The sequence below is a fragment of the Pseudomonas sp. XP1 genome (assembly GCF_053557675.1).
The window spans coordinates 120912-145766 of the sequence record NZ_JBNRIJ010000003.1 but is presented as its reverse complement, the minus strand read 5'-3'; the positions used below and the strand labels follow the sequence as shown (position 1 = coordinate 145766).

Annotated in this window: 28 protein-coding genes and 1 pseudogene; 18 read left to right on the top strand and 11 right to left on the bottom strand. The window is 61.4% G+C overall.

The window, feature by feature from the left end; genetic code table 11:
* Positions 1–37 precede the first annotated feature (37 nt).
* Both ACK1U9_RS04555 and ACK1U9_RS04550 read right to left on the bottom strand, forming a co-directional pair.
* Positions 38–631, bottom strand: a complete 594-nt coding sequence (locus ACK1U9_RS04555; RefSeq protein ID WP_449109728.1) for a hypothetical protein — start codon at positions 629–631, stop codon at positions 38–40.
* 278 nt (positions 632–909) lie between these two features.
* The gene (locus ACK1U9_RS04550; RefSeq protein ID WP_135002491.1) at positions 910–2697 is read right to left on the bottom strand and encodes a thiamine pyrophosphate-requiring protein; all 1788 of its coding nucleotides are present in this window, start codon (positions 2695–2697) and stop codon (positions 910–912) included.
* Positions 2698–3011: 314 nt separating this feature from the next.
* On the opposite strand from ACK1U9_RS04550, the gene ACK1U9_RS04545 reads away from it, so the two are divergent.
* The 15 genes from ACK1U9_RS04545 (at position 3012) to ACK1U9_RS04475 (ending at position 14705) form a co-directional block, all read left to right on the top strand.
* Positions 3012–3302, top strand: a complete 291-nt coding sequence (locus tag ACK1U9_RS04545) for a con-10 family general stress protein (RefSeq protein ID WP_085600893.1) — start codon at positions 3012–3014, stop codon at positions 3300–3302.
* Positions 3303–3360: 58 nt separating this feature from the next.
* Positions 3361–4239, top strand: a complete 879-nt coding sequence (locus ACK1U9_RS04540; RefSeq protein WP_046614123.1) for a manganese catalase family protein — start codon at positions 3361–3363, stop codon at positions 4237–4239.
* A 210-nt stretch (positions 4240–4449) separates the two neighbouring features.
* Positions 4450–4668, top strand: a complete 219-nt coding sequence (locus ACK1U9_RS04535; RefSeq protein ID WP_449109727.1) for a hypothetical protein — start codon at positions 4450–4452, stop codon at positions 4666–4668.
* Between the two features lie 18 nt (positions 4669–4686).
* Positions 4687–4989 (top strand): hypothetical protein, encoded by a 303-nt coding sequence (locus tag ACK1U9_RS04530; protein ID WP_046614125.1) that lies wholly within the window; start codon positions 4687–4689, stop codon positions 4987–4989.
* Positions 4990–5047: 58 nt separating this feature from the next.
* Entirely contained in the window at positions 5048–5761 is a 714-nt protein-coding gene (locus ACK1U9_RS04525) for a DUF72 domain-containing protein (protein ID WP_135002492.1), read from the top strand.
* A gap of 111 nt (positions 5762–5872) precedes the next feature.
* Complete coding sequence (locus ACK1U9_RS04520; RefSeq protein ID WP_046614127.1) at positions 5873–6169, top strand: DUF6555 family protein; 297 nt, start codon at positions 5873–5875, stop codon at positions 6167–6169.
* A gap of 107 nt (positions 6170–6276) precedes the next feature.
* The gene (locus ACK1U9_RS04515) at positions 6277–6801 is read left to right on the top strand and encodes a hypothetical protein (protein WP_046614128.1); all 525 of its coding nucleotides are present in this window, start codon (positions 6277–6279) and stop codon (positions 6799–6801) included.
* Between the two features lie 242 nt (positions 6802–7043).
* Complete coding sequence (locus ACK1U9_RS04510; protein WP_449109726.1) at positions 7044–7631, top strand: hypothetical protein; 588 nt, start codon at positions 7044–7046, stop codon at positions 7629–7631.
* The gene (locus ACK1U9_RS04505) at positions 7631–8059 is read left to right on the top strand and encodes a phage holin family protein (RefSeq protein ID WP_449109725.1); all 429 of its coding nucleotides are present in this window, start codon (positions 7631–7633) and stop codon (positions 8057–8059) included. The genes ACK1U9_RS04510 and ACK1U9_RS04505 overlap by 1 nt, the downstream gene beginning before the upstream one ends.
* Entirely contained in the window at positions 8056–8862 is an 807-nt protein-coding gene (locus ACK1U9_RS04500) for a DUF3618 domain-containing protein (protein ID WP_135002495.1), read from the top strand. Before ACK1U9_RS04505 ends, ACK1U9_RS04500 begins: the two co-directional genes overlap by 4 nt.
* 305 nt (positions 8863–9167) lie before the next feature.
* Complete coding sequence (locus tag ACK1U9_RS04495) at positions 9168–11219, top strand: ATP-binding cassette domain-containing protein (RefSeq protein ID WP_449109744.1); 2052 nt, start codon at positions 9168–9170, stop codon at positions 11217–11219.
* A gap of 8 nt (positions 11220–11227) precedes the next feature.
* Positions 11228–12274 carry an ABC transporter substrate-binding protein gene (locus ACK1U9_RS04490; RefSeq protein ID WP_449109724.1) on the top strand — a complete coding sequence of 349 codons (1047 nt, stop codon included), beginning with the start codon at positions 11228–11230 and terminating at the stop codon, positions 12272–12274.
* Positions 12271–13194, top strand: coding sequence for a homocysteine S-methyltransferase family protein (locus ACK1U9_RS04485; protein WP_342248068.1), 924 nt, complete (start codon positions 12271–12273; stop codon positions 13192–13194). The genes ACK1U9_RS04490 and ACK1U9_RS04485 overlap by 4 nt, the downstream gene beginning before the upstream one ends.
* Complete coding sequence (gene msrA, locus ACK1U9_RS04480) at positions 13191–13649, top strand: peptide-methionine (S)-S-oxide reductase MsrA (protein ID WP_135002498.1); 459 nt, start codon at positions 13191–13193, stop codon at positions 13647–13649. Before ACK1U9_RS04485 ends, msrA begins: the two co-directional genes overlap by 4 nt.
* Positions 13650–14705 (top strand): LysR family transcriptional regulator, encoded by a 1056-nt coding sequence (locus ACK1U9_RS04475; RefSeq protein ID WP_322492790.1) that lies wholly within the window; start codon positions 13650–13652, stop codon positions 14703–14705.
* 49 nt (positions 14706–14754) lie between these two features.
* Here the strand turns inward: ACK1U9_RS04475 and ACK1U9_RS04470 are convergent, their stop codons facing one another.
* The gene (locus ACK1U9_RS04470; RefSeq protein ID WP_085600904.1) at positions 14755–15762 is read right to left on the bottom strand and encodes a zinc-binding alcohol dehydrogenase family protein; all 1008 of its coding nucleotides are present in this window, start codon (positions 15760–15762) and stop codon (positions 14755–14757) included.
* Between the two features lie 168 nt (positions 15763–15930).
* Positions 15931–16728 (bottom strand): SDR family NAD(P)-dependent oxidoreductase, encoded by a 798-nt coding sequence (locus ACK1U9_RS04465; RefSeq protein ID WP_046614136.1) that lies wholly within the window; start codon positions 16726–16728, stop codon positions 15931–15933.
* 107 nt (positions 16729–16835) lie between these two features.
* Here ACK1U9_RS04465 and ACK1U9_RS04460 point away from each other — a divergent pair, with 107 nt between their 5' ends.
* A complete protein-coding gene (locus tag ACK1U9_RS04460; RefSeq protein WP_108481064.1) occupies positions 16836–17789 on the top strand; it encodes a GlxA family transcriptional regulator in 954 nt (317 codons plus the stop codon).
* 60 nt (positions 17790–17849) lie between these two features.
* On the opposite strand, the gene ACK1U9_RS04455 is transcribed toward ACK1U9_RS04460, so the two are convergent.
* The 4 genes and pseudogenes from ACK1U9_RS04455 to ACK1U9_RS04440 form a co-directional block, all read right to left on the bottom strand.
* Complete coding sequence (locus ACK1U9_RS04455) at positions 17850–18227, bottom strand: NUDIX domain-containing protein (protein WP_108481063.1); 378 nt, start codon at positions 18225–18227, stop codon at positions 17850–17852.
* A 66-nt stretch (positions 18228–18293) separates the two neighbouring features.
* Positions 18294–18611, bottom strand: a complete 318-nt coding sequence (locus tag ACK1U9_RS04450; RefSeq protein WP_108481062.1) for a hypothetical protein — start codon at positions 18609–18611, stop codon at positions 18294–18296.
* A gap of 244 nt (positions 18612–18855) precedes the next feature.
* Positions 18856–19230, bottom strand: a pseudogene (locus ACK1U9_RS04445) (helix-turn-helix domain-containing protein); the annotation flags it as partial.
* A 171-nt stretch (positions 19231–19401) separates the two neighbouring features.
* Positions 19402–20088 carry a hydrolase gene (locus ACK1U9_RS04440; protein WP_003258732.1) on the bottom strand — a complete coding sequence of 229 codons (687 nt, stop codon included), beginning with the start codon at positions 20086–20088 and terminating at the stop codon, positions 19402–19404.
* Positions 20089–20351: 263 nt separating this feature from the next.
* On the opposite strand from ACK1U9_RS04440, the gene ACK1U9_RS04435 reads away from it, so the two are divergent.
* On the top strand, positions 20352–20813 hold the full coding sequence (locus tag ACK1U9_RS04435) for a Rid family hydrolase (RefSeq protein ID WP_196182611.1): 462 nt from the start codon (positions 20352–20354) through the stop codon (positions 20811–20813).
* 20 nt (positions 20814–20833) lie between these two features.
* Here the strand turns inward: ACK1U9_RS04435 and ACK1U9_RS04430 are convergent, their stop codons facing one another.
* Complete coding sequence (locus tag ACK1U9_RS04430) at positions 20834–21811, bottom strand: LysR family transcriptional regulator (protein ID WP_329604113.1); 978 nt, start codon at positions 21809–21811, stop codon at positions 20834–20836.
* A 244-nt stretch (positions 21812–22055) separates the two neighbouring features.
* On the opposite strand from ACK1U9_RS04430, the gene arfB reads away from it, so the two are divergent.
* Positions 22056–22469, top strand: a complete 414-nt coding sequence (gene arfB, locus ACK1U9_RS04425; protein WP_108481060.1) for an alternative ribosome rescue aminoacyl-tRNA hydrolase ArfB — start codon at positions 22056–22058, stop codon at positions 22467–22469.
* 76 nt (positions 22470–22545) lie between these two features.
* On the opposite strand, the gene ACK1U9_RS04420 is transcribed toward arfB, so the two are convergent.
* Together ACK1U9_RS04420 and ACK1U9_RS04415 are read right to left on the bottom strand one after the other, a co-directional pair.
* Positions 22546–23865 carry a spinster family MFS transporter gene (locus ACK1U9_RS04420; RefSeq protein WP_173015098.1) on the bottom strand — a complete coding sequence of 440 codons (1320 nt, stop codon included), beginning with the start codon at positions 23863–23865 and terminating at the stop codon, positions 22546–22548.
* Entirely contained in the window at positions 23862–24845 is a 984-nt protein-coding gene (locus ACK1U9_RS04415; RefSeq protein ID WP_108481059.1) for a flavin reductase family protein, read from the bottom strand. Before ACK1U9_RS04415 ends, ACK1U9_RS04420 begins: the two co-directional genes overlap by 4 nt.
* Positions 24846–24855 lie beyond the last annotated feature (10 nt).

Genomic DNA, 24855 nt, shown 5'->3' with positions numbered 1-24855 from the left:
GCGGGTTCACCCGCGAAGAGGCCGTTACGGCAAACGGCTATTTCTCCTGCAATCGCCACACCTGGCTGGTCAGCACCATCGCCCGGGTTTCCTTGAGCGGCGTGTCATTGCTGGCCACCGCCTTGCCCAGTTCGGCAATGCTGGCCTTGACCCCCTCGTCCCCGGCCCAAGCCGGTAACCCGGTGATCTTGTAGGCATAGGTCACGTTCGAAATCTTCTGCCCGGTCACCTCGCTCGGCTTGCTGAACTGCTCGATGGCGGTGACCTGCGCCTTGCCGAAGCAGAGCCCGTTATCTGCCTTGTAATACCTGCGCCCTTCGTCGGTGAGCTCATAGGCGTAATAGATGTCCGTGCGTGCCGCTTGCCACAGGCGGGCAGGCACCTCGGTCCGCGAGATCTCCTTCTCGCTGACCACACCTACCCGGGCCAAGGCATGCAACGCCTTGTTGGTGCCATGCAGGTCGAAGTCCTGGGTCTTGGCAGGGAATGAACTGATGACGAAGCAGCGGGGGTACTGGGTATCGAGGTAGGCCTGGGCGGCCTTCTGGAAACTGGCCTCGCTGGTGTCCTCGCTGTTCGAGCAACCGGCCAGGGTTGCAAACAGCGCCAGCGGCACGATCTTCCTGTACATGGTGACACTTCCTTGAGTGACAAAGGCAAACGGGTCGTGCGCGATTAGAACCTACGGGCTAGAGCGGCGCAATCATGGCAAGACGGCATCTCCGTGTGGGCTGCTACGGCCCAATCGCCACTGGCGCCAGTTCCAGACATTTCGCTTTACCGTCGCTGCCTGCATACCCCGGAGGTAACTCATGGCTTCTGCACCTGAGGGCCGTGCGACCAGGTGATCTGTTGCGTTTGTCCACAACCATAAGGGCAGACGCGTAAAGCCCCGCTGCAGCGCACATCTCATTTCTTGCCCGGCAATACCGAACCGAGAACTTGCCTGGCCGTCTGCACGATGACCCCAGCCTGGTCCGGGTCGCCCTTGAGCAGGCTGCTGGCGAAGTTCTTCGCCTGCTCAAGCTTGATGTGCGGCGGCAAGGGCGGTACGTCCGGATCGGTCTTGAACTCGATCAACACCGGGCGGTCAGCCGCCAGGGCCCGCTCCCAGGCGTCGGCAATGTCCTCTTCGCGCTCTACATAGATGCCTTGCAAGCCGATGGAGATGGCGAACAGGTGGTAGGGCACATCAGGAATCGCCTGTGAGGCCTCGAATTTGGGGTCGCCCTCCATTACCCGTTGTTCCCAGGTCACCTGGTTGAGGTCTTCGTTGTTGAACACCGCGCAGATCCACTGGGGGTTCTCCCACAGCCGCCAATACTTGGCGACGGTGATCAGCTCGGCCAGATTGTTCATCTGCATCGCCCCGTCACCTACCAGTGCCACCACGCTGCGCTGCGGATGGGCGAACTTGGCGGCGATGGCATAGGGTACCGCCGCGCCCATGCTGGCCAAGCCGCCGGACAATGAGCATTGCATGCCCTGGCGTATCTGCAGGTCGCGGGCAAACCAGTTGGCGCAGGACCCTGAGTCACTGGTGATGATCGCGTGGTCGGGCAGGCGAGGGGATAGCTCGTGCACCACGCGCTGGGGGTTGATCGGGTCGGCCTTGGCCAGTGCGCGTTTCTGCAGCGTCTTGTCCCAGTGCGCGCGCCAGGCTTCGACCTTGTCGCGCCAACGGCGCTCGGTCTTGTGCTCGAGCAATGGCAGCAGGGCCCGCAGCGTTTCGCTGGCGTCGCCGACCAGGTTGACCTCCATGGGGTAGCGCAGGCTGAGCATGTCTGGCTGCAAATCGATCTGCACGCCACGGGCCTGGCCTTCCTGAGGCAGGAACTCGGCGTAGGGGAAACCGGAGCCGATCATCAGCAAGGTGTCGCATTCGCTCATCAACTGATAGCTCGGTTCGGTACCGAGAAGCCCGATGGCGCCGGTGACCCAGGGCAGGTCGTCTGGCACCACGGCCTTGCCCAACAGCGCCTTGGCCACGCCTGCACCAAGCGTTTCAGCTACCGCGATCACCTGTTCGGTGGCTTGCAATGCACCGGCACCGACCAGGATCGCCACTTTTCGTCCAGCGTTGAGTACCTCGGCGGCACGTTGCAGGTCCTGCTCGAAAGGTACCACCCTGGGCCTGCTGTAGCCGATGCCGGAATGCACCGTGCCATGGGCTTTTGGTGGTTCGTGGTAGGGCAGGTCCTGCAGGTCGTTGGGCAGGATGATGGCGGTGACCCGGCGTTCGCCGATGGCAGTACGTACTGCGCGGTCGAGCAAGTGGCGCACCTGCTCCGGGGTCGAAGCCTGCTGGACGAAGGCGCCTGCGACGTCCTTGAACATCGACAGCAAGTCCAGCTCCTGCTGGTAATGCCCGCCAAGCGCTGCTCGCGCCTGTTGGCCGACGATGGCCAGTACTGGCTGGTGATCCATGCGCGCGTCATACAGGCCGGTAAGCAGATGTGAAGCGCCGGGGCCGGAGGTGGCAATGCACACGCCCAATTCGCCGGTGAACTTGGCATGGGCGCTGGCCATGAAGGCCGCCATTTCCTCGTGGCGTGCCTGGATGAACTGGATCTTGCCCTCGGCCCGGCTCAACGCCCCGAATACGCCGTTTATGCCGTCGCCGGGGTAGCCGAAGATGCGCCGAACCCCCCATTGATACAAACGCTCCACCAGAAAGTCGCCTACCGTGCTGGTCATTGCCTTCTCCCATCCCGTGACCGATAGGGGTCTGGACTTGGCTCGGGTCGTGAAAGTTTCAAGCATGTGCGTATCGGTCTACCGACCGGAACCTTTGCAACAGCACAGCCCAAAAGGCTGGGCAATCACCTATGGAGGCGCCATGGACCGGGCGCAGGCAGGCACGACCTGTTCTTGTTTCGTCTGAATGTCTGGTGCCCATTTCCTTAAAGCATTTCGTCAGAGCGTGGGAAAACTTTTTCACTGCGCAACCTCTGCCGCAGGTCATCAATGAACACAGACCATCCTGTGTAAACGACCTGAGGTAAAAGATCATGGCCAATAACCAAGACCAGAACCGCGGCAACCAGGGCGGCAACGCCAACACCAATCCAGGCAACTTCGCCAACGACCGCGAGAAAGCGTCGGAAGCCGGCCACAAGGGAGGCCAGGCATCTGGTGGCAACTTCAAGAACGATCCGGAACGGGCCTCCGAAGCCGGGCAAAAAGGCGGCCAGGCATCCGGTGGCAACTTCGCCAACGACCGTGAAAAAGCCTCCGAGGCTGGTCGCAAGGGCGGCGAAAACAGCCATGGCGGCGGCCGCAAGAGCGATGACAACCGCTGATCAACGTTGAACCGACCGGGGCGGCTAACCGCCCCGGTTCGCTGATGAGGATTTGCCAATGTTCATGCACAACAAGCGATTGCAATATACCGTCCGTGTTGCAGAGCCTGACCCTGGGCTTGCAAACCTGCTGTTGGAGCAATTCGGTGGCCCGCAGGGCGAACTGGCTGCAGCGATGCGCTATTTCACCCAGGCCGTCACCGAGGATGATCCGGGGCGCAAGGACATGCTGTTCGACATTGCCACCGAAGAACTCAGCCACCTGGAAATCATCGGCTCGATCGTGGTCATGCTCAACAAAGGCGCCAGGGGGCGGCTTGCCGAAGGTGTCGAGGCTGAAGGCGAGCTGTATCGCTCGCTGACTGGCGCTGGCAACGATTCGCATATCACCAGCCTGTTGTATGGCGGCGGCGCGGCACTGGTAAATTCCGCAGGCATCCCCTGGACCGCAGCCTACATCGACACCATCGGCGAACCCACCGCTGACCTGCGCTCGAACATTGCCGCCGAAGCCAGGGCCAAGATCGTTTACGAGCGCCTGATCAACGTGACCGACGACCCGGGTATCAAGGATGCGTTGGGGTTCTTGATGAGCCGTGAAATCGCTCACCAGATGTCCTTCGAAAAAGCCCTGCATTCCATTCAGCCGAACTTCCCTCAAGGCAAGCTACCCGGCGACCCGGAACTCAACCGGACCTATTTCAACATGTCTCATGGCGGGGAAATGCGCGGGTCGTGGAACGAAGGACAGGACTGGATCTACGTCGATAAGCCTGAACCCGCCGTGGATGGTGGCGATGGCCTGGCGACTGTAGAGCTGGATAAAGCATCGGCCGCTGCTGCAGAGGCGATGAAGCTGAGAACCGAGTCCAACCCGCAGGCGCAGCCATTGACCGGCGCCGAACTGGGCAAGGTCAACGGTGACCAGCCGGCCTAGCAGAAGAGCCACAGCGGATCGGCGATCCGCTGTGGGGGCTGCAACTAATGTCGAAGTACCGCCGCCCAGCCGTTCGGTCATTCGAAGCGGACGTATGGCAGCTTCTCTCCTGCGCCAAGCCGGTCGTCGTCGCTGCTGAACGGCTGCAGGCAACCCAGGATCAATCGAGCTGAGTCGCCCGATTTCATTCAGCCAGCAGGAGTTACAGCGATGGCCAAGTACCTGTATCTGATCAGTTTCATCCTCGACAACCAACCCGGAACCTGCGAATTACGCAGCGACCAGGAAGACCTCAGCCGCGAAGCGGCGCGTGATTACCTGCAAGGCCTGCACCGCAACGAGGCGTCATCGTTCACCGATGTACAGGTGCAGCGCCTGGAACATGATCATGAACCAGGCACATCGCCGGGGCATTATCAGCAGCCATGAAAGGGGGAGGGCTGGCAGATGAAAAGAAGAGGTGAAACCTACAGGCAGTGGTGCGACCCGATTCTGCACCATCAAACCCATGAGGAAACGCTCGACAGCGGTACCTGCATCGATGTGCAGACGCGCCTGTCACGTACGGGGGCGACCCAGTTGTTCATCGGTGTCTATCGCAGCGACGGTTCAGTGGTGTGCGAACAAGCCTACGACCAGCGCGCCGGCGAAACCATGAGCCGGGCGCTGGTATGGGGGGTGAGGCATGCCAGGCGCGTGGCATGCGAGGATGAGGACGAGGCGTGCTGTGGCGAATCGGCCGGTAGCTGAACCGGGCGACGCAGACACTTGGTGAATACAGCTGCGACGGTTTGCGACGGGGGCGGTGATGATTTATCTGGGATGCGCTGGCTGGAGCTTGTCCAGCCATCATGCCGAGGCATTTGCGCAGCCCGGCAGCCACCTGCAACGCTACGCCAGCCGCTTCAATGCGGTGGAAATCAACAGTTCTTTCTACCGGCCCCATCGCCCCGAAACCTATGCCCGTTGGGCTGCGTCCGTGCCTGAGCATTTCCGCTTTGCGGTGAAGCTGCCCAAGGCCATCAGCCATGAGCAGCGGCTCATCGGGTGCGAGGACGCTCTGGACAGGTTTCTTGCCCAATGCGGGCAGTTGGGCGATCGCCTGGGTTGCCTGCTGCTACAACTGCCGCCATCGCTTGGCCATGAAACCGAGCACGCACGACGTTTCTTTGAAAGCCTGCGGCAACGGTATGAGGGGCCGGTAGCGCTGGAGCCCAGGCACGCCAGCTGGCAATCGGCGCAGCCGATGCTGGTCGATTTGCGCATCGCCCAGGTCGCGGCAAGCCCTGCGCGTTTCGTTACCGATGCGCACCCGGGTGGTTGGCCTGGGCTGGTCTACTGGCGTCTGCATGGCGAACCGAGGATCTACCACAGCGAGTATTCCGACGAGTATTTGCAGCGTCTGGCTGAACGCTTGCAGCACAGCCGTGCTTCTGGAGTGCCCACCTGGTGCATTTTCGACAACACCGCGTCCGGTGCTGCGATGGCCAACGCACTGGCTCTGCAGCGGCTTTTGCGCTGAGAAGGGTGCGGAAACAAAGCGATGGAAGAGAGCGATGACCAACCGGTCAAAATAAATGAATCTTTTCCAGGTCGCCGGCTCCATTGGTCTGAATCGCTGAAGGAGATAGCAATGGCGGGACAGCAGTTGTATGTGATCGAGTACGAGCTTCACGGGGAATTTCGCACCTTCATCATCCGGCTCGAGCGTATGGACAACGCCGAAGCCTGGCACTGGGCAAGTTGCGATGCGGGGGTGGGCATCATTCCACGGTTCGGCCAGCACAAGATCAAGAAGGTCAGCCGGCCGATGGCTGAGCGCTACGGCATCAACAATGTGCGCTGGCGGGCATCGGGCGATGGGCCGGAGTTCGTGGCACCGACCATTGATGTGAAGAAATTCTCCAATAGCGGTACCGGCAATACGTGACGCATGTTGTGCGCAAGGCCTGCGTGAAATCTTCAGGCAGGCCTTCGCTCTTGGGTTCGCTTCTCAAGTTTCGAGACACGATCATCCTCACTTTCAGGAGCCAGCACGTGCCGCGAATCATCACTCCAGCCACCCCTGAGCACGAAATCAATGCGCAGAACGCCCGCATGTTCGGCTCGCCAAAGGAGCGCCTGGATTTCTACCGCCGTGAAATCCAGTACGAGACCAGCATCCTTGCCAACCGCACTGATGCCTATCTGGCTGCCCAGTCGTTTCTGGTGATCGCCTTCGTGTCGTCGATGGGTAACCTCAACCAGAGCTGGGGCGAGATGTTCACCCTGGTGGTTCCGCCGTTTCTCGCCTTGCTGGGCGTTTTGAGTTCGCTCAATGCCTGGCCGGGCATTCGCGCGGCCTACAAGATCATCGAGCACTGGCAATTGAAACAGAGCCACCTTCTGCGCAGCGAGCCACTGATGGGGCTGGCGTATGATGAATCGCCACTGTTCAGCGAGGCGGAAACCTCACTGGCCGGGCACCGCAAGTCGTTGTTGTTCTCGCTGCGTACACCGTGGATCTTCCTGGTGTTCTGGATGATCCTTGGCATCTACGCGGTCTTCATCCAGCTGGCGTGAGCCGCACAGGTGCACCCATTCAAGAACAGGGTGCTCCAATGATTGTCGACGCTGATTACCGTCCCCGCCAAAGCCTTCGCTCCGGTACCAATAACCAGGGTTGATTGCGCTATATCCATTGGCGCGCCAGGCAAATGTCATAGATCACATATGCTGAACTCCTGCCACTTCAGCTGCGTCCCTCGAATGAATGCCCCAATAAAGGCGGCACTCACCCAGCAATCAGCTTCGAGGGCGAAACGATGGACAAGACCAATCAAAGTTCGACGTCTCCACCCGGTAGCACCCAGGAACATGCCTTGATCGATGACGCCGGTGCGCTGCTTGGCGAGGCCAGGCACAAAGGCACTGAGCAGTTCGAGCATTACCGCGATAACGCAGCCGATCAGCTTGACTCGCTCGAGGAAAGTGCCCGCTCTGCGGCGGCTGCGCTGCAAGGCAACGATAGCCTCGGGCTGTCGCATTACCTGAACCAGGCAGCAGAGTGCGTCGGCGAGTTTGCCGAGCAGGTACGCCATGAAAGCGCCGAGAGCCTGCTGCAGCGGGGCGCTCAGTTGGCCAGGAGCAACCCGGCGCTGTTCCTGGCCGGTAGCGTTGCCATCGGGTTCGCCGTGTCGCGTTTCATGCGGGCCAGCACCAGCCATGAATCCACCACCCCGACGTCTTCCGCTGATTGGAGCCAGCCGCAACCCGCGCCGCCCGTGCCTGATCGTGGTAGCGACGTTTCCACCCGCGAACCTTACACCCCCGTCGACCCGGTCGAGCCTGGTGCAGGCTCGCCGGTCAGTGGCAGCCCGTTCGAGCGCGACCCGCTCAAAGGAGGTGAATGATGAACAAAGACCCTTTGCATACCACCCCGGGCTTGCATACGGCAGAAGACGACGCCGTCGGTGTTGGCGGTTTGTTGCGCCAGCTTATGCGGGAAGTACCGGACCTGTTCACCAAGGAGCTGGCGCTGGCCAAGGCAGAGCTGCAGCAAAACCTCGCTACCCTCAAGGCCGGTACGGCTGCGGTTGCCGCGGGGGCGATCGTGATGCTGGCGGGCTTCGTCATCCTCCTGCTGGCGGCAGTCTACGCCTTGGCGATGGTGATCGAGCCTTGGCTGGCAGCCTTGATCGTGGGCGCCGTCACCTTGGTGATCGGGTTCATCATGTTGCAGTCGGGCAAGAAACAGTTCGAACCCACGCACCTGGCCCCTGACCGCACCTTGCACGCCATGCAGCAGGACAAGGACACGCTGAAGAGGAAACTGCCATGACCACTTCCTTCGAACACGAAGCGCACAAAGACCCTGACTTGCTAGAGCAGGAAATCAACGCCAAGCGCGAGCACATCAGCGATCTGGTGGATGCCCTCGAACAGCGCCTGAGCCCAGGCCAGATGGTCGACCGGGTCCTGGCCTACGCCAAGGGCAATGGCGGCGAGTTCTTCCAGAACCTGGGCATCACCCTCAAGAACAACCCCGTACCCGCTACCCTGACGGTACTGGGCCTGGCCTGGCTGGGCTTGAACCAGAACCGCCCCTTCAACCCCGGGCCTGCGCACCAGGGCCCGGGGTTGGGCGAAAAGCTCGGCGACGCGGTGGACACGGTGAAGGACGCTTTCGCACACGCGGGGGAGGCAATGCACGACGCCAGCCAGAAGGTGCGCATGAAAGCCCATGACATGCGCGACCGGGCCAGCGAACTGGGCAGCGGCACCCGCGACTCCGTGGGGGCTTCCGCGGATACCCTGCGCCATTCGGCACACAAGGCCGCAGATCAGGCCACGGCTCTGAAGGGCCAGTTCGATCATCTGCTTCAGGAGCAACCGCTGGTATTGGCCGCTTTGGGCATAGCACTGGGTGCGGCATTGGGGGCGGCGCTACCCACTACCCGCAAGGAAGATCAGCTGATGGGCGCCAGCAGCGATCGCGTGACCGACACACTCAAGGCCAAGGGCCGCGAGGTGAAGACATCGGTCGAAGAGTCGATCGATCAGGCGGGTGGTAAAGCGTCGACACAGGCAGAGCGCAGGCCAGGAGACTCCGACCTTTCCTCGGGGTTAGGCTTCAATTCCTGATCCTGTGGGATGTGCGTTGCCAGCCTTTTCTGCTTTGGCAGTGGGCTGGCATCTGGGCTTGGCCATTTTCGCCCTGGACAACAGGCTTGCTCCCTACTGTTGCCCGTCCGACAGCAGACGTACAGCGCTGCTGCTTCAGCAGCAGCGCTTTCCCGCTAGATAGCAGGCAGGCACGGAAATCCGTGAGGCTTGGCTGTGTGGCATGAAGTCTGCTCTGCCTCCCTGGAATCCAATGAACTCCAGGGGCTGATGTGAGCGTTGATGAATACCCACTGATTGCCAGTGACCAAGTGGAAGCCGCTGCCCTGGTCGAGGCGGATGGACGAGGTATTGCCTTTGGTTCTGTACCGACCGGCGATATCGCGCTGGAATTCCGCGCGGTGACCAAGTGCTACGAGGGGGACTGGGCAGCCCCGAAGAACGCAGTCGAACACGTGAGCCTGACAGTGCGACGTGGCGAAGTCCTCTGCCTTATGGGTACATCCGGTAGCGGCAAGTCGACTTTGCTGCGCCATGTCAATCGGCTGATAGAACCTAGCAGCGGTGACGTGCTGATCGATGGCGAGGTGTTGGGCGATTTGACCCCGGCTGCGCTGCGTCGATTGCGTTCGCAACGCATCGGCATGGTATTCCAGCACTTCGGATTGTTACCGCATCGCAGTGTGCGCGACAACGTTGCATTACCGTTGGAGCTGCGCGGTGAGCCGGAGGGTGCGCGGCACGCGGCGGCACAGCGGCAGTTGCAGGCTGTGGGGCTGGCAGAATGGGGCGAGCATTTTCCCCACCAGTTGTCTGGCGGCATGCAGCAACGCGTCGGGCTGGCTCGGGCGCTGGTTACCGATCCTGACATCCTGCTGATGGATGAACCATTCAGCGCGCTGGACCCAACGATCCGCCGCGACCTGCAGGGTCGCTTCCTGCAACTGGTGCGCGAGCGCGGTATCACGACTCTCCTGGTGACCCACGATCCTGGTGAAGCGTTGCGTCTGGGTGACCGTATCGCCGTGCTGCGCGCCGGGCGGCTGATTCAGGTCGGAACCCCTGGTGAACTGCTTCGACACCCGGTGGACGAGGGTGTGGCCGACTTCTTCGACGAAAGACCCCATATTCCTTCCACCGCTGCGTTGCCCGACGACCAGGCGGTCGGCACGTTACCGTCGGCGGTTCGGGAGCCTGCGGCAAACGGCTGGATCCGCCAAGCCCTGTTGGGGCCGGCGGCGCTGGCTGCTGCCGGACGAGGTGGTCTTTTCTGGCTGGCACTGCTGATCGAGTTGACATCCCTGGCAGTGTTCGCTGGTGCATGGCGCAAGGGTGCCGGATGGACGTTGGTCATCGCACTGGCGGCGCTTTTGCTGAACCGCACCGCCAGCGCCTGGCTGACCCTGCGCGGTCATGGCCGCGACTCTGAGGGCGCAGCAGTGCCCCTGGCGCTGCTACTGGTCAGCCAGGCACTGACACTGTGGCGTGCCGCGGCAGCAGATGCTGGCGGCGCACTGCTGGAGTTCCCCTCCGACCGCGACAGCATGCTGGCGGTAGCGGGTGCCATCGACCAGTTGATCGGCTGGTCTCAGGTGACCTTCGAGAGCGCCTTCGTCGGGGTGATCTTCGCGGTGCGTACTGTCATCGAGGGTGTTGAAGGCACGTTGGGCTGGATTCCGTGGCCGGTACCGGCCCTGGCCCTGGTCTACCTGGCCTGGCGCTCCGCTGGCATGCCCCTGGCGCTGACCAGTGCGCTGGCCCTCGGTTACATTGGCCTCTTCGGTTTCTGGGAACGCACGGTCTCTACCATCGCGTTGGTAGGCTCATCGGTGCTGCTGTCGCTGCTGATCGGCATTCCCACCGGCATCGTGCTGGCCAAGCGGCCGCTGGCGCGGCGCCTGATCACGCCGCTGCTCGATGTCATGCAAACTTTGCCGACCTTCGTCTATCTGATCCCGGCGGTAGCGTTCTTCTCCGTCGGCAAGACGCCGGCGGTGATTGCCACGGTGATATTTGCCCTCGCGCCGATGATCCGTCTCACCGCGCTGGGTATCCGCGAGGTGCCCAAGGCCGCCGTGGAAGCCGCAGTCGCCCATGGCGCGACGCCCTGGCAGACGCTCACTCGGGTCGAGTTGCCGCTGGCCTCCGGCTCCCTGTTGCTGGGGGTTAACCAGACCATCGTCATGAGCCTGTCCATGGTCGTCGTGGCGGCGCTGATCGGCGCCGGTGGCCTCGGCTACGACGTCATGACCGCGTTGCGCAACATCAAGGGTGGGGAAGGCGTCCTCGCCGGCATCGCCATTGTTTTCTGTGCCTTGGTGCCCGACCGGATCATCCAGGCATCCCTTCGCAAACGTCATCATTCCACTCAGGAGTAACCCCCTTCATGGCCAGTTTCCTTTCTCGTGCCCTCGCTGGCGTCGCGTTGCTGGGCGCGCTAGTGCCAGCCACGGCAAGCTTCGCCAAGGACAAGATCGTCATCGGCGAGCAGAACTGGACCGGCGCCATCGCCATCCAGCACATCCTCGGTAACATCATCACCAGCCGGCTCGACGGTGATGTGTCCTATCTGGCTGGTGATCTTCCTGTACTGCTCGCAGCCGCCGCCAAGGGCGATGGTTCGGTGGACGTGCTTACCGACATCTGGCTGCCGAACCAGTCTGCCGCCTGGGCCAGATACGTCACTGGCGGTACACATTCACTGATTCCCAACAAGCATCCCTACGTTGGTGAGCAAGGTTTTTATGTGCCCGGCTACATACAGGACAAGTACGCAGTGAAGTCGGTGTACGATCTCAAGAAGCCTGAAGTCGCCAAGCTGTTCGCTCCGCCAGGGGGCGGCAAGTCCCAGCTGTTGGTGGGCCCGGCGGGGTGGGAGTCGACTTATATCGGTCAGATAAAAGCCAAGGACTTTGGCTTCGACGGCAATTTCGAGTCTGTATCCACCGAAGCCTCGGTGACCTACGCCAAGCTCGACGCTGCCTACAAAGCCGAGCGCGGCGTGATCTTCTACGCCTACACACCGGACTGGATCTTCTCTGCCTATGACCTGCGCCGTCTCGATGAGCCACCGTTCGACGGCTATGCCCAGGACAACAAGAAGGGCGACCCCTTGTACAAGGCTGACGGCTGCTGGAAATTCATCAGCCCGACCGTCGATGCCGACTGGTTGAACAAGAGCCGAGTCACCTGCGCTTATCCGGATGCGAAGGTGCACATCCTCGCGTCTTCGGCGCTGCAGCAGCGCGCGCCCAGGATCGCCGCATTCCTGGAAAACGTGAGTATCGATCCTGCATCCCTAAACGATCTTATTCTCAAGATCGAGCGCGAGAAGCAGCCGGCGGACGCTGCCGCCAAGGCCTGGATTGCAGCCAACCAGGCGACCGTCGATCATTGGTTGGGTGCCGCTGGCACCAAGGTGGCCGCGCAATGACCAAGACCACCTGGACCCTTCTTGATGGCGGGATGGGACGAGAACTCAAGCGCATTGGCGCGCCGTTCCGGCAGCCGGAATGGTCTGCCCTGGCCCTGCTTGAGGCGCCTGAATACGTGGCGCAGGTACACCGTGCGTTCATTGCGGCCGGCGCCAGGGTGATCACCACCAACAGCTATGCGGTGGTGCCGTTTCATATTGGTGAAGAACGCTTTGCCCGTTCCGGTCAGGCCCTGGCCGGGCTTGCCGGGAAGCTTGCCCGAGGTGCCGCCGACGAGGCGGACGCTTCGGTGCTGGTAGCGGGTTCACTGCCGCCTGCGCTTGGATCGTATCGGCCGGACCTTTTCGATCCAGTCCGTTCCCATGCCATCCACCGTGAATTGATCTGCGGCCTGGCGCCGCATGTGGATTTCTGGCTGGCGGAAACCCAGAGTTCCCTGGCCGAAGCCCGGGCTGTGCGCGCCGCGCTGGACGGCGAGCGCAAGCCGCTCTGGCTATCCTTCACGCTGCTCGACCCCGATACTGAACAGGCGCAGCCTTTGTTGCGCTCGGGCGAAAGCGTGGAGCAGGCAGTTCTAGTGGCCCTTGAGCTGGAAGCCAGCGCCTTGCTGTTCAACTGCAGCCAGCCGGAAGTCATGGGCGCCGCGCTCTACAGTGCCCGGCAGGTGCTTGACAAGCACGCGTGCGAGTTGCCGCTCGGCGTCTATGCCAATGCCTTTCCTCCGGTGCGTGAAGACGCCCAGGCCAACGACACTCTGCTCGATATCCGCAGCGACCTTGGGCCAGAGGCCTACCTGCAGTGGACGCAGCAATGGATTGAAGAGGGTGCGACCATCGTCGGGGGCTGCTGCGGCATCGGTCCGGAGCACATCTCCCGACTCAACGAGCATCTGCAAGCCCGCGAAGAGGGAAGGGTATGAGCGAAACACAAAAGGCCACCTTTGGCGCGGGATGCTTTTGGGGTGCGGAGATGGCGTTGCGCAAGCTCGATGGGGTGCTCGACAGCCGCGTCGGTTACGCGCTGGAGGCTGGGCGGGATGCGCCGCTGATCGAAGTGGTGCAGGTGGATTTCGCCCCTGAGGAAATCAGCTATGCCTCTCTGGTCGATGCCTTCTGGGGACTGCATGATCCGACCTCGGTCGATCGCCAGGGCGAGCATGTGGGGGTGAAGTACCGCTCTGCGATCTTCACGCACACTAGCGCTCAGGCGGTGATAGCTGCCGCGGCGCGCACCCGACTTGACAGCTCGGGGCGCTATCGCCGGCCGGTTACCACAGTGGTGGTCGAACTAGGGCGCTTCGAGCTGGCGGACGAAGATCAGCAGCGCTACCTGGAAAAGAACGGTCTCGTGGCATGCGCCATCGGCGCTGAATAGGTGGCAGGCTGGCCGCGCTATTTTGCCTGGATGACGCGGCACGCCTGGCACGCTCCCATTTCCTGCAAGCCAACGCTGGGCACGTATCAGGATTGCCGCTACGCTTTGATCCTCGCGCCAGGTCAAGACATTTCCACAGTGAAGAAAACAGTTCGGTTTGATGACCTTCAGGTCTTCGTCACCACAGCCTCCGCCGGCAGCTTCTCGGCAGCAGCCAGGTTGTTGGATATTTCACCGGCCTTGGCCAGCGGGGCAGTCCAGCGCCTGGAAAGCAGCCTGGGGGCCAGGTTGTTCGTGCGTTCCACAAGGCGTTTGCGGCTTTCGGATGATGGCGAGCGATATCTGCCCCATGCCCGTCAGGCCTTGGAGGCACTGGGCAACGGCGAGGTGGCGCTGACCGAGGGGCGAGATGAGATCGCGGGTACACTTCGCCTGTCCATGCCTTCGGATATTGGCAGGAATCTGTTGCTGCCCTGGCTGGACGACTTCCAGCAATCGCACCCCAAGGTGAAGCTGCAACTGCGGGTCAGCGATCAGGTAGCCGACCTTGTCGGCCAACAATTGGATGCGAGTATCCGATATGGGCAGCTGGCAGATTCCGGCCTTGTTTCACTGATGCTTGCCCCTGGCAATCGCAGAACAGTCTGTGCCTCACCACATTACCTGGCACGGCATGGGGCACCAGACGCCTTGGAGGATCTGGTCAGGCACAATTGCCTGCGTTATGTGATGGGCGAGCAAACCTACGAGCGATGGAGCTTTCATTTGCCCGATGGCGTCAGGACCGTGCAAGTCACTGGTGACCGTGTGAGCGATGACGCCGATATCGTTCGGCGCTGGGGCGTCGAAGGGTTGGGGATCGTTTACAAATCCAGGCTGGATGTGCTGGCGGACATACGCGCCGGTCGGCTGATCGAGTTGTTTCCCGGGGATTACGGCCAACCTGCGCCATTGCAACTGGTGTGCGCTCATCGAACATCGCTCACACCGGCTGTGCAGGTGCTCAGAGCGTTTCTGGCGGAGCGTTTCGAGCAGCTCGTCGCTGCTGCTGAATAAGCTGACGGGGCGCATGGCCCCGCCTTCGTTGCCTTGGCTGGATCAGTGATCAGAAGCCTTCCAGGACAATCTTGCCTTTTGCCTTGCCACTTTCGATCAGGGCATGGGCGCGTTTGAGGTTGCTGGCGCTGATGCTGCCGAAGTGCTCGCCAACGGTGGTCTTGATGACCCCCTCGTCGACCAGCGCCGATACCTTTTCCAGCAAATGGTGCTGCTTGATCATGTCCTCGGTCTGGTACAGCGAGCGGGTGAACATGAGCTCCCAGTGCACCGACAGCGATTTGCGCTTGAACGGCACGATATCGAGATGCTGAGGGTCATCGATCAGCGCGAGCTTGCCCTGTGGCCGCAGCACTTCGACGATCTGCGCGAGGTACGCATCGGTGTGGGTCAGGCTGATGACGTAATCCACCGGGTTGAGCTGAAGTTGTTCCAGTTGCAGGGCAAAGGAAGCCGAATGGTCGATGACATGATGTGCCCCGAGTTCGCTGACCCAGGCTTGGGTTTCAGGCCGTGACGCGGTGCCGATCACCTTGAGCTGGGTACGCTTGCGTGCAAGCTGCACCAGGATCGAACCAACACCGCCGCCAGCGCCGATGACCAGCAGGCTCTTGCCAATGCCGCCATTTTCCTCCACACCCAGGCGGTCGAACAGCAGTTCCCAGGCGGTGATGGAGGTCAGCGGCAAGGCTGCGGCACTGGCATTGTCCAGAGTGCGGGGCTTGTGCCCGACGATGCGCTCGTCGACCAGGTGAAATTCGCTGTAACTGCCCGGGCGGTCGATTGCACCGGCGTAGAACACTTCGTCGCCAGGCTGGAACAACGACACCTCGGCGCCGACCTCGCGGACGATCCCGACGGCATCCCATCCCAACACTTGAGGGTGGTCACCGCTGCGGCTGGCTCTGACCTTGGTATCGACCGGGTTTACCGCGATGGCTTTGACTTCCACCAACAGGTCCCTGGCACCAGGTGTGGGCTTGGGCAGTTCATGCTCATACAAGGACCGGGGATCCTGTATCGGGAGGCCGGGCGTGTCGTAGACGATTGCTTTCATGTGGATGTGAACCTTCTGGTGAGCAGTGGTGACAGGTTAAGCACCCCGGGCTTCCAGAAAAACCCGGCTATTGCCGGAACACTTTCCGCGTTTCGCTGATAATCGGGTGGCTGTCGCCCTGGTCGACAGGCCGACAGCTACACCCGGTACTGGCGCTGGCAACCGTGATCAATTGGCGTTGTAACGTGGGGCCAGCCGATTGCTGGACAGTTGGCCGAACAGGGCTTGCCGGCTTGCCTCGTAACGTTCGAAGGACTGCAGGTCGTGCATTGAAGGGATGGAGATCAGTACTTCGTCGTCAAAGTCCTGCAGGGCCCCGTCCACCAGGTCCTGGGCCGACATCACGATGCCTGGGTCCAGGTTTTCGACCGGCAAGCCGCCGATCTGCCAGAAGTCGGTAGCGGTTGCCCCTGGCAGCACAGCCTGGATCCTGATGCCTTTTTCCGCAAGCTCCCTGTGCAGTGACTGGGTAAAGGCGGTGACATACGCCTTGCTGCCACCATACACACCGTTGAGCAACTCCGGCGCCAGGCTGACAATGGACGAGATGTTGATCACGGCGCCTTGCTTGCGGGCGACAAATCCTGGGATGGCGGCATAGGTAAGGCGGGTGAGGGCGGTGACGTTGAGGGTGATCATTTCAGCCATGCGCTCGACATCACTCTCCAGCAGGCTGGTGTGCGTGCCTATGCCCGCGTTGTTCACCAGCAGGCTGATGCTGGCGTCCTCGCGCAATTTGCGTTCTACCTTGGCCAGATCATCCGGGTTTGCCAGGTCTGCCGGAAATACCTCCACGTTCTGCCGGGTTTCTGTAGTCAGCCGGCTGGCCAGGGTGTTCAGGCGCTCCCGGTTGCGGGCCACCAGCACCAGGTCGTAACCCCGACGCGCCAGGCGGTCTGCGTAGATCGAACCGATGCCGGTGGAGGCGCCTGTGATGAGTGCAGTACCTTTGAATTGCTGTTTCATGGTCGTGCTCCGTTGTTGGGTGTGGAGCCCATGATGCAGAAGGTCGTCTTTGTCTCAAACGACCCATATGGTACGTTTTCAGGACATTGAACTGTGGAGCGTCAACCATGCACCGGGTCGGCTATCTCATCACCGAAGGTTTCCAGATCATGTCGCTGGCGACGCAAACCGTGTTCGAATTCGCGAACATCGTCGCGGGCGAAACGGTTTACAAGATCCAGAATTTTTCCGTCGGGGGCGGAACGGTGCGGTCTTCCCTGGGCATGTACATGGACACACTGCCATTGGGCGCTCCTGGTTTGGCTGATACCTGGATGATCACGGGCACTCTGACCCCGCTGACCCCGCCAGGCGATGACGTGCTGGCCAGCGTTCGCGGCTTTGTCGACGGCGCCCGCCGCATCGCCGGCCTGTGTACCGGCTGTTTCGTGCTGGCCCAGGCCGGAGTGTTGGATAACCGGCGCGCCACGACACACTGGGCCTATGCGAAAAAGCTGCGTGAACTGCACCCGAAAATAGAAGTGGAAGAAGACCGAATCTTCATTGTGGATGGGCCGATCTGGACATCCGCCGGGATGACCGCCGCCCTGGACATGGCGCTGGGCATGGTGGAAAAGGATCTGGGAACCGAGATGGCCAGATCGGTGGCACGAAAGCTGGTGATGCATCAGCGCCGCTCCGGTGGGCAATCGCAACATTCCGAACTGCTCACGCTTTCGCCGAAATCTGATCGGATTCAGAACGCCCTGGATTACGCCCGCAAGCATTTGAATCGTCCATTGAGTGTGGAGGAGCTCGCAGAGTCCGTACATCTGAGCCCTCGGCAATTTACCCGCGTATTCACTGCAGAGACAGGCCAGTCACCCGCAAAGGCTGTGGAGAGCCTGCGTCTTGAGGCTGCCCGCTTGATGATCGAGCAGAGCCGTCACAGCCTGGATGTGGTGGCGAAGGAGACAGGGTTCCGGGACCGTCGGCATATGCGGGAGGTGTTCATTCGTGGTTTCGGTGTCCCGCCCCAAGCTGTGCGAAGAGATGCCCGGCGGGTGGTATCGGCCGAATGACAAGCGCTGAATCGGGTTAATGCACACCAGGTCCATATGCGCTGTGCTGCCGATAAAGCACTACACAGGGAGCAGATGCTCTCGTTCAAGCAGCTCGATATTGGACGGTTTGACGTGCACTTTGTGAATTTCGGGCGCTGTAAACCAGCGGCACTCCACGATTTCGTGATTTGCAGCGGGTTGCGCGCCAGGTTCGACAGGCAGCTGATAGAGGTAGTGTTCCTCGGCTGCAAGCATGTAGTGATTGAGGAACCTGGCCCCGTCGAAGGATAGGCAAGTCTCCTCCATCAGCTCGCGCTGCGCAGCATCCAGGTGATGCTCGCCTGGATCGATTTTCCCACCTGGCAACGACCATTCAGCGCTTTGCTTGCGCACGAAAAGGATGCGTCCTGCTTGCAGGCAAATGACTGTCGAATGCCGCTCTCTGGAGTTGTTCATCAGGAGCCTCCCATACGATGGAGGTGGCATCAGGGCAGAACTCACCCTGATGCCCGCTGCGGATGGTCAGCGATCTTTATCCCACTGCTGTTCATCTGCCTGGTTTTGCTGACCGCCCATGCGGTCCTTGTCTGTCACGTTCTGGTTCTGGTTCTGCTTGTCAGTAGTACGCTGGCCGCCTTGGCTGCCTGTGTCACGGGAACGTTCCCAGTCCTTGTTCATCTTGTCCTCAGGTTTCTGGCCGGACTGGCTGCCACCTTGCTGCTGGCCGGGCATCCGACCGCCCGAACCCTGGCCGCCTTGCTGGCCGGTGCCGGCAGTGTTGTTACCCATGCCAGTGTCAGCATTGCCTTGGTTGCCACCCTTGTCTTGATTGTTTGCCATGATCGCTTACCTCAGGTCAGACACAGGAAGGTCTGTGTGTACTGTTATGACCCGGGCCCGTTCCCGCGGTGTGCAAAGAATGTCTGGGAAGCTGACTAAACGCATTAACTTCAGGGGTACGAAATTTTGGTGTGTGGCCAGGAACGTACCTGGGACCGCCAGGGGTGGACATTGGTCGATGTCCAGCGTCAGCGACAGAGTACAAATGTGCTCCCTGAGTGAGCAGAGGCTCAGTTCGAGTGGACGCTTGTCGCTGCCAGGCCTGCGGCGACATCCCCTCGGCCTTCACGAATGTGCGACAGAAGTGGGACTGATCGCAGAAACCGCACTCCAGTGCGATCTCGGCAAGCATCATTCCCGAGCTCCCCAGTAGTTCCTTGCTTTTGCGCAACCGTTGTTCACGCATCCACTGATGCGGGGGCACGTGCATGGTATCCCTGAACATTCGTGTGAAATGGCTACGCGACAGCGAGCAGGCTTGGGCGAGTTCCGTAACAGTTATGCCAGTGTCCAGGTTCTCCAGCATCAACTTCTTGGCAGTCGTGACCTGCCAGGGCTTGAGGAGCCCGGTTGTTTTCAGTGCGACAGTCGCCAGCACAGTGCAGTGATCGCTGTTCATACCAATCCATTAATCAATGAAGTGGGCACGCACGTTTCGAGGGGGCAGAGCAGGCCACTGCAGCCTTGGGCGGGCTACAGACGATAACGCTCGATTCGGTGGCCTGTCAGATAGCCGGCGTACCCATCAGCGGGTCAATGAACAGCCCCTGGATGCAGGGGCTGGCAATGGTCAGACAGCGGCAGCAACCGGGGCCAGGGTTGGGCCGTGCTGAACGCGCTCTGGTGCTTTGTGCACCATGGTGTAGGCATAGTCGACACCCATGCCGTACGCGCCGGAGTGTTCTTTCACCAGTTCCATGACGGCATCGTAGGTGTCGCGGTTTTTCCAGTCGCGTTGCCACTCCAGCAGCACTTGTTGCCAGGTCACCGGAATCACGCCTGCCTGAATCATGCGCTGCATGGCGTAGTCGTGGGCTTCCTTGGTGGTGCCACCGGAGGCGTCGGCAACCATGTAGATTTCATAGCCGGCATCGTTCATTGCAGACAGCGCGAACGTGGTGTTGCACACCTCCGTCCACAGGCCGGAAACGATGATCTTGTTGCGCCCGTTTTTCTTGAGCGCGTCACGCACCTTCTGGTCATCCCAGGAGTTCATGGAGGTTCGCTCCAGCAGCGGAGCGTCGGGGAAGACGGCGAGCAGCTCGGGGTAGGTGTGCCCAGAGAAGCTTTCAGTCTCGACCGTCGTGATGGTGGTGGGCACATTGAAGATCCTGGCTGCCTTGGCCAGGCCTACGGTGTTGTTTTTCAGCGTCTGGCGATCGATGCTCTGAACGCCAAAGGCCATCTGCGGCTGCTGATCGATGAAGATCAGTTGGCTGTTGAATGGGGTCAGGACTTCAGTTTTTGGATTGTTCATTGTTGTTCCCTGTCAGCTGGATGGTGGTCATCGCACAAGTCACGGCGCCTGCCTTCGGCAGACTGTGCTGAGGCACTGGATGACGTCCTCAGTGATGGCCGTTGCTTGAGTCCGAGCACAAGATAGCGAATCGCTGAGCGATGCGGTGGCGCACTTTTGCGCTCTCGGGAGCGCATTAATGCACCATCCGCTTGTTCGTCCTGCTGCTAGGATTCGCCCGCAAACGCGGATCTACCTGATCCGGTTTACGCCAGGAGAAAGCGATGGCAGCTTCACAACCACTCAACAGACAAACCGCCTATTGGGGCGTGCCGTGGGAGAGTTCCTATGGGTATCCGCAGGCTCGGCGGGTAGGGAACGAGATCTACGTATCGGGCCAGTTCAATCATGACGAAGAAGGGAACCTGGTCGCGCCGGCACCGCTGGATCGTGACGGCAGGCCCTGTGATTTCTCTTCGATGGGGGATCAGATGCGTGCCGCCTACGACAATATCGCCAAGCTGCTCGCGCTGTATGGAGCGACGCTTGAAGATGTCGTGGAAGAGACGCTTTACGTACTGGACATGGACGCGGCCTTTGCCGTGGTCGGCAAGGTACGCAAGGCCGCCTACGGCACGGAGCGGCCTCAATGCGCCAGCAACATCATCGGCGTTTCGAGGCTTGCCCAGCGCCCACAGCTGATCGAAATCGCCTGCAAAGCGGTACTTGCCCCACGCGCTGAGTGACCCGCACTCCCGGTTTCGCTCTACGTGACCGGGAGTACCAGTTGGCCCTCGATCAACGGCTTCTGATTGGCAACGGCAGCGGCACAGAATGTCATGAAGGCTTTGACCCGCCACGATTTGCGGATGTCCTGGTGCGTCAGCAGCCACAGCTCATCCTGCAGCTCCGGCACCACCGGGCCGACGCGTTCAAGCCCTGGTGTGATATCACCCAGCATGCAGGGCAGAAAACCCACCCCCAGGCCTGCCGCGATTGCAGCACTTGCCGCCGCAACCGAATCGGTGCGGTACGAGATGCACTCGGCAGCGACCCTGTTTTCGACATAGCTCGTTGCCTTGAGCCCGCGTAGCGCCGCGGAATAGGAAACCCATGCCTGGCCTTCTGTGAACAGAGGAGCAGGCGATGTGTGGTTGCTGCTGCCGTAGGGCGCCCAGGCGATTGTGGCCAGTTTGCGACCCACCAGGCTTTCGGCGGGTTTCCTGGTGGCTCGAACCGCAATATCCGATTCGTCTCGCGCAAGGCTCAGTGATTCGTTGCCCACCAGCACCTCGATCGTGATGCCTTCATTGAGGGCCTTGAAGTCCGCGATGATGGGGGTGAGGAAGTAAAGCAGCAGTGAGTCGCTGGTGGTGATACGAAGCTTTCCGAGTGGCCCTTGGCCGGCACGTGAGACACGTCGCGTCACGCTGACAATGTCCAGCTCCACGCGTTCGGCGAGAGCACGCAACTCCGCGCCCTCGATGGTGAGCAGATAGCCTGATTTGCGGTGGTCGAACAAGGCTACGCCCAGTGTTTTTTCAACCTGGGAGACCCTGCGGGAGACGGTGGACACGTTGATGCCGAGCTTCTTGGCCGTGGCAGCGCGATTGCCACACTCACTGAGCGTTTTGATGATCCGCAGGTCGTCCCATGAGAGCTGGTTGGCAGCCTCGCCCACGTTCCATTTCACGTCCTTGGGGGCAGCCGGGGCAGTTGGGGCATTTTCAGGTAACGACTTCACGAAATCCGTTCCAGATCAGATTTGCGACGATCATACGAGAAGGGGCTGCGTGAACCAAGGCAAAGAGATGTCGTACATGAGCACGTCAACACTTGTCGGGGTTATCCTGAACAGTAAGCCCGGGGCCTTTGGGGAACTACCATGCGCAAGCTGACACTCGCGACGGTCGCTTCTTCGAAGTCAGCCCGACTGGCATGATTGCCTGGCGAACCTGGATAATGGAGGGACTCACAAGGGCCATGCCATGCTGACCATCTCTGACAAGGTGCATCTGCCAGATGCCGACATCGAACTGACATACATCCGCGCGCAGGGCGCAGGTGGTCAGAATGTCAACAAAGTGTCCAGCGCCGTGCACCTGCGCTTCGACATTCCCGCCTCGTCGCTGCCTGAGTTCTACAAGGAGCGGCTGTTGGCGCTGCGTGACAGCCGCATCACCGGCGACGGTGTGTTGATCATCAAGGCACAGCAATACCGCACACAGGAACAGAACCGTGCTGACGCACTGGCGCGTCTTGCCGAGTTGATCATCACTGCCGGCAAGACCGAGAAGAAACGCCGCCCCACCAAGCCGACCCTCGGCTCGAAGACCCGTCGCCTCGAAGGAAAAGCCCGGCGCAGCACTGTCAAGGCGGGCCGGGGCAAGGTGGAATTCTAGGCTCCGTACGAAAAGAGATATCGCAGACACCGCATGGAACAAGCCAGTGGGTGCATGGCGGCGTATTATCCCGCGGTCAGCTGCGCTGTTCGCTGATATCGGCCTGCACATGCATCGAGGTGCGCAGTAATAGCAGCACCGCCCCGAGTACCGGAAGGCTCATCAACAACAGCGCGTAGCGCAGCGACTGCACGCCGAACAAGGGTTGCAGCAGGTCGCTGAGCAGGCCCGTCAACAGCGGGCCGGCCCCCACGCCCAGCAGAGTGCTGACGACGGTCTGCAGGGCCATGGCCGTGCCGCGTTGTTGTGGCGTCACCAGTTGCGTGACCAGGTTGTAGGACGGCGCCACCCACCACACAGCAAAGAAGCTGTACAACGCGCACCACAGCATGGCCACCGGTATCGGCAAAGCGCCCAGGTACATCAAGCGCTCGCTGGGCCACAGCAGGTAGCTGGCCAGTGCCGACAGCGCCGCCAGGTGCCCCAGCACCGGCAGTGACAGTTGCCAGTGTACGCCTCGGCGCGCCAGGCGGTCGCTCAGCCAGCCGCTGAACAGCCCGCCGATGCCGGCAGCGCTGCCGCAGACCACGCCGGCGAGCATGCCGGCTTCACGCAGCGACAGGCCGTGGGAGCGCACCAGGAAGCTGGTGTTCCACATGGCCACGGCATACGAGCCCAGGGTGGTCAGCCCACCCGCGAGAATCAGCCATCGGTACGGCGCCAGCGTCCACAGTGCACGGGCCTCGGCGCCAAGGCCGAGGCGCGGTGCCGGATGCGCATTCAGGTCCCAGCGGCCACGCACCGGCTCGCGCACCAGCAGCCCAAGGATGACGGCAAAGGCCAGGGCCGGCAGCCCCAGGGCGATGAACGCGGTCCGCCAGCCGTACTGCTCGACCACCCAGGCCCCGATGCTCAGGCCGATGATCGACGAGAAGGTTGGCGCGGCGGTGAAGCAGCTGATGGCGAACGAGCGCCGCTGCGGCGGATACAGGTCGGCGATCAGCGACAGCGACGCCGACGTGGTCGGCGCCTCGCTCACCGCCACCAGCATGCGCGCCAGGGCCAGCACCACGAAACTGCCCGCCAGCCCGCAGCTCATGGTGGCAAGCGCCCACAGCAGGCAGGCCAGCGCCAGCAGGCGCAGGCGCGGCACGCGGTCGACCAGGCGCCCGGCCGGCAAGCCGAGCAGCGCATACACCGCCGCGAAGGCCAGGCCCGAGATCAGGCCCAGCGAGCTGTCACCAACCTGGAACTCGGCCTTGATCGGCTCGAACATCACCGCCAGGATCTGCCTGCCGACAAAGTTGTCGGCGAACACCGCAGCCAGCAACAGCAGCAGGCCATGGCTGCGCCAGCCGACCGTGGTCGACGGCAGGGTAGGGGTGGCGCTACTCATCGCGGTGCCCAGAGGTCCGGCAGGCCGGGGTCGCTGACCACGATCAGGCGCTTGAGCAACACCTTCAGCGCCTGTGCATCGGCCTCGCCGAGCTTGCCGATAAGGTCTTCCTCGACCACCTTGGCCAGCGCTACCTGCTGCAACGACAGCTCGCGGCCGTTGGCGGTCAGCACGAAACGCAACTGTGCGGCATTGCCTTCTATGGCAACCAGGCCTTGGCGTTCGAGGAAGCGCATGCCGGCCAAGGTAACCACATGGCCGGTATAGCTGACGAAGGTGTTGAGCTCGTCCAGGCTCAGGTTGTCGCGGATCGACAGCACCGCCAGCACGAAGAACGCCTGTTCATCCAGTTGCTGGTTGCTGAGCAGCTGGCGCAACAGGTTGAGCACCTGGTAGTGACTGCGACCCAGCAGGTAGCCCAGCAGGTCTTCGGTGTAGCTGCACTCCGGTGGAGGCGGCGTGGTGGCCAGGCGCAGCTCGCTGCGCGGCTTGCGCGTGGCAAGGGCGTACTGGCCACTCTGGAAGGCCAGCGGTGCGCGGTCGCTGTGATCGAACGCCAGCACCTCGCCGACGAAGATCACATGGTCGCCGCCTTCGTACTGGAAGGCGGTGCGGCACTGGAAGCGTGCGGTGCAATCTTGCAGCAGCGGGGCATCGCTGATGCCGTTGTCGAGCTCGACTTCTGCGAACTTGTCCTCGCCCTGAGTGGCGAAGCGGCTCGACAGCTTCTCTTGCTCGATCGAAAGCACGTGCACGTTCCAGTGCTTGCCGTTGCTGAACACCGGCAGGCTGCGCGCCTGCTTGGACAGGCTCCATAGCACCAGCGGCGGGTTCAGCGACACCGAGTTGAAGCTGTTGGCGGTAATGCCCACCGGCGCGCCATCTTCGCCCTGGGATGTGATGATGGTGACACCGGTGGTGAAGGTGCCGAGTGCGGCACGGAAGGCCTGGGGGTCGAAACCGATCTGTTGGGTTGCCATGGCTGGCCTC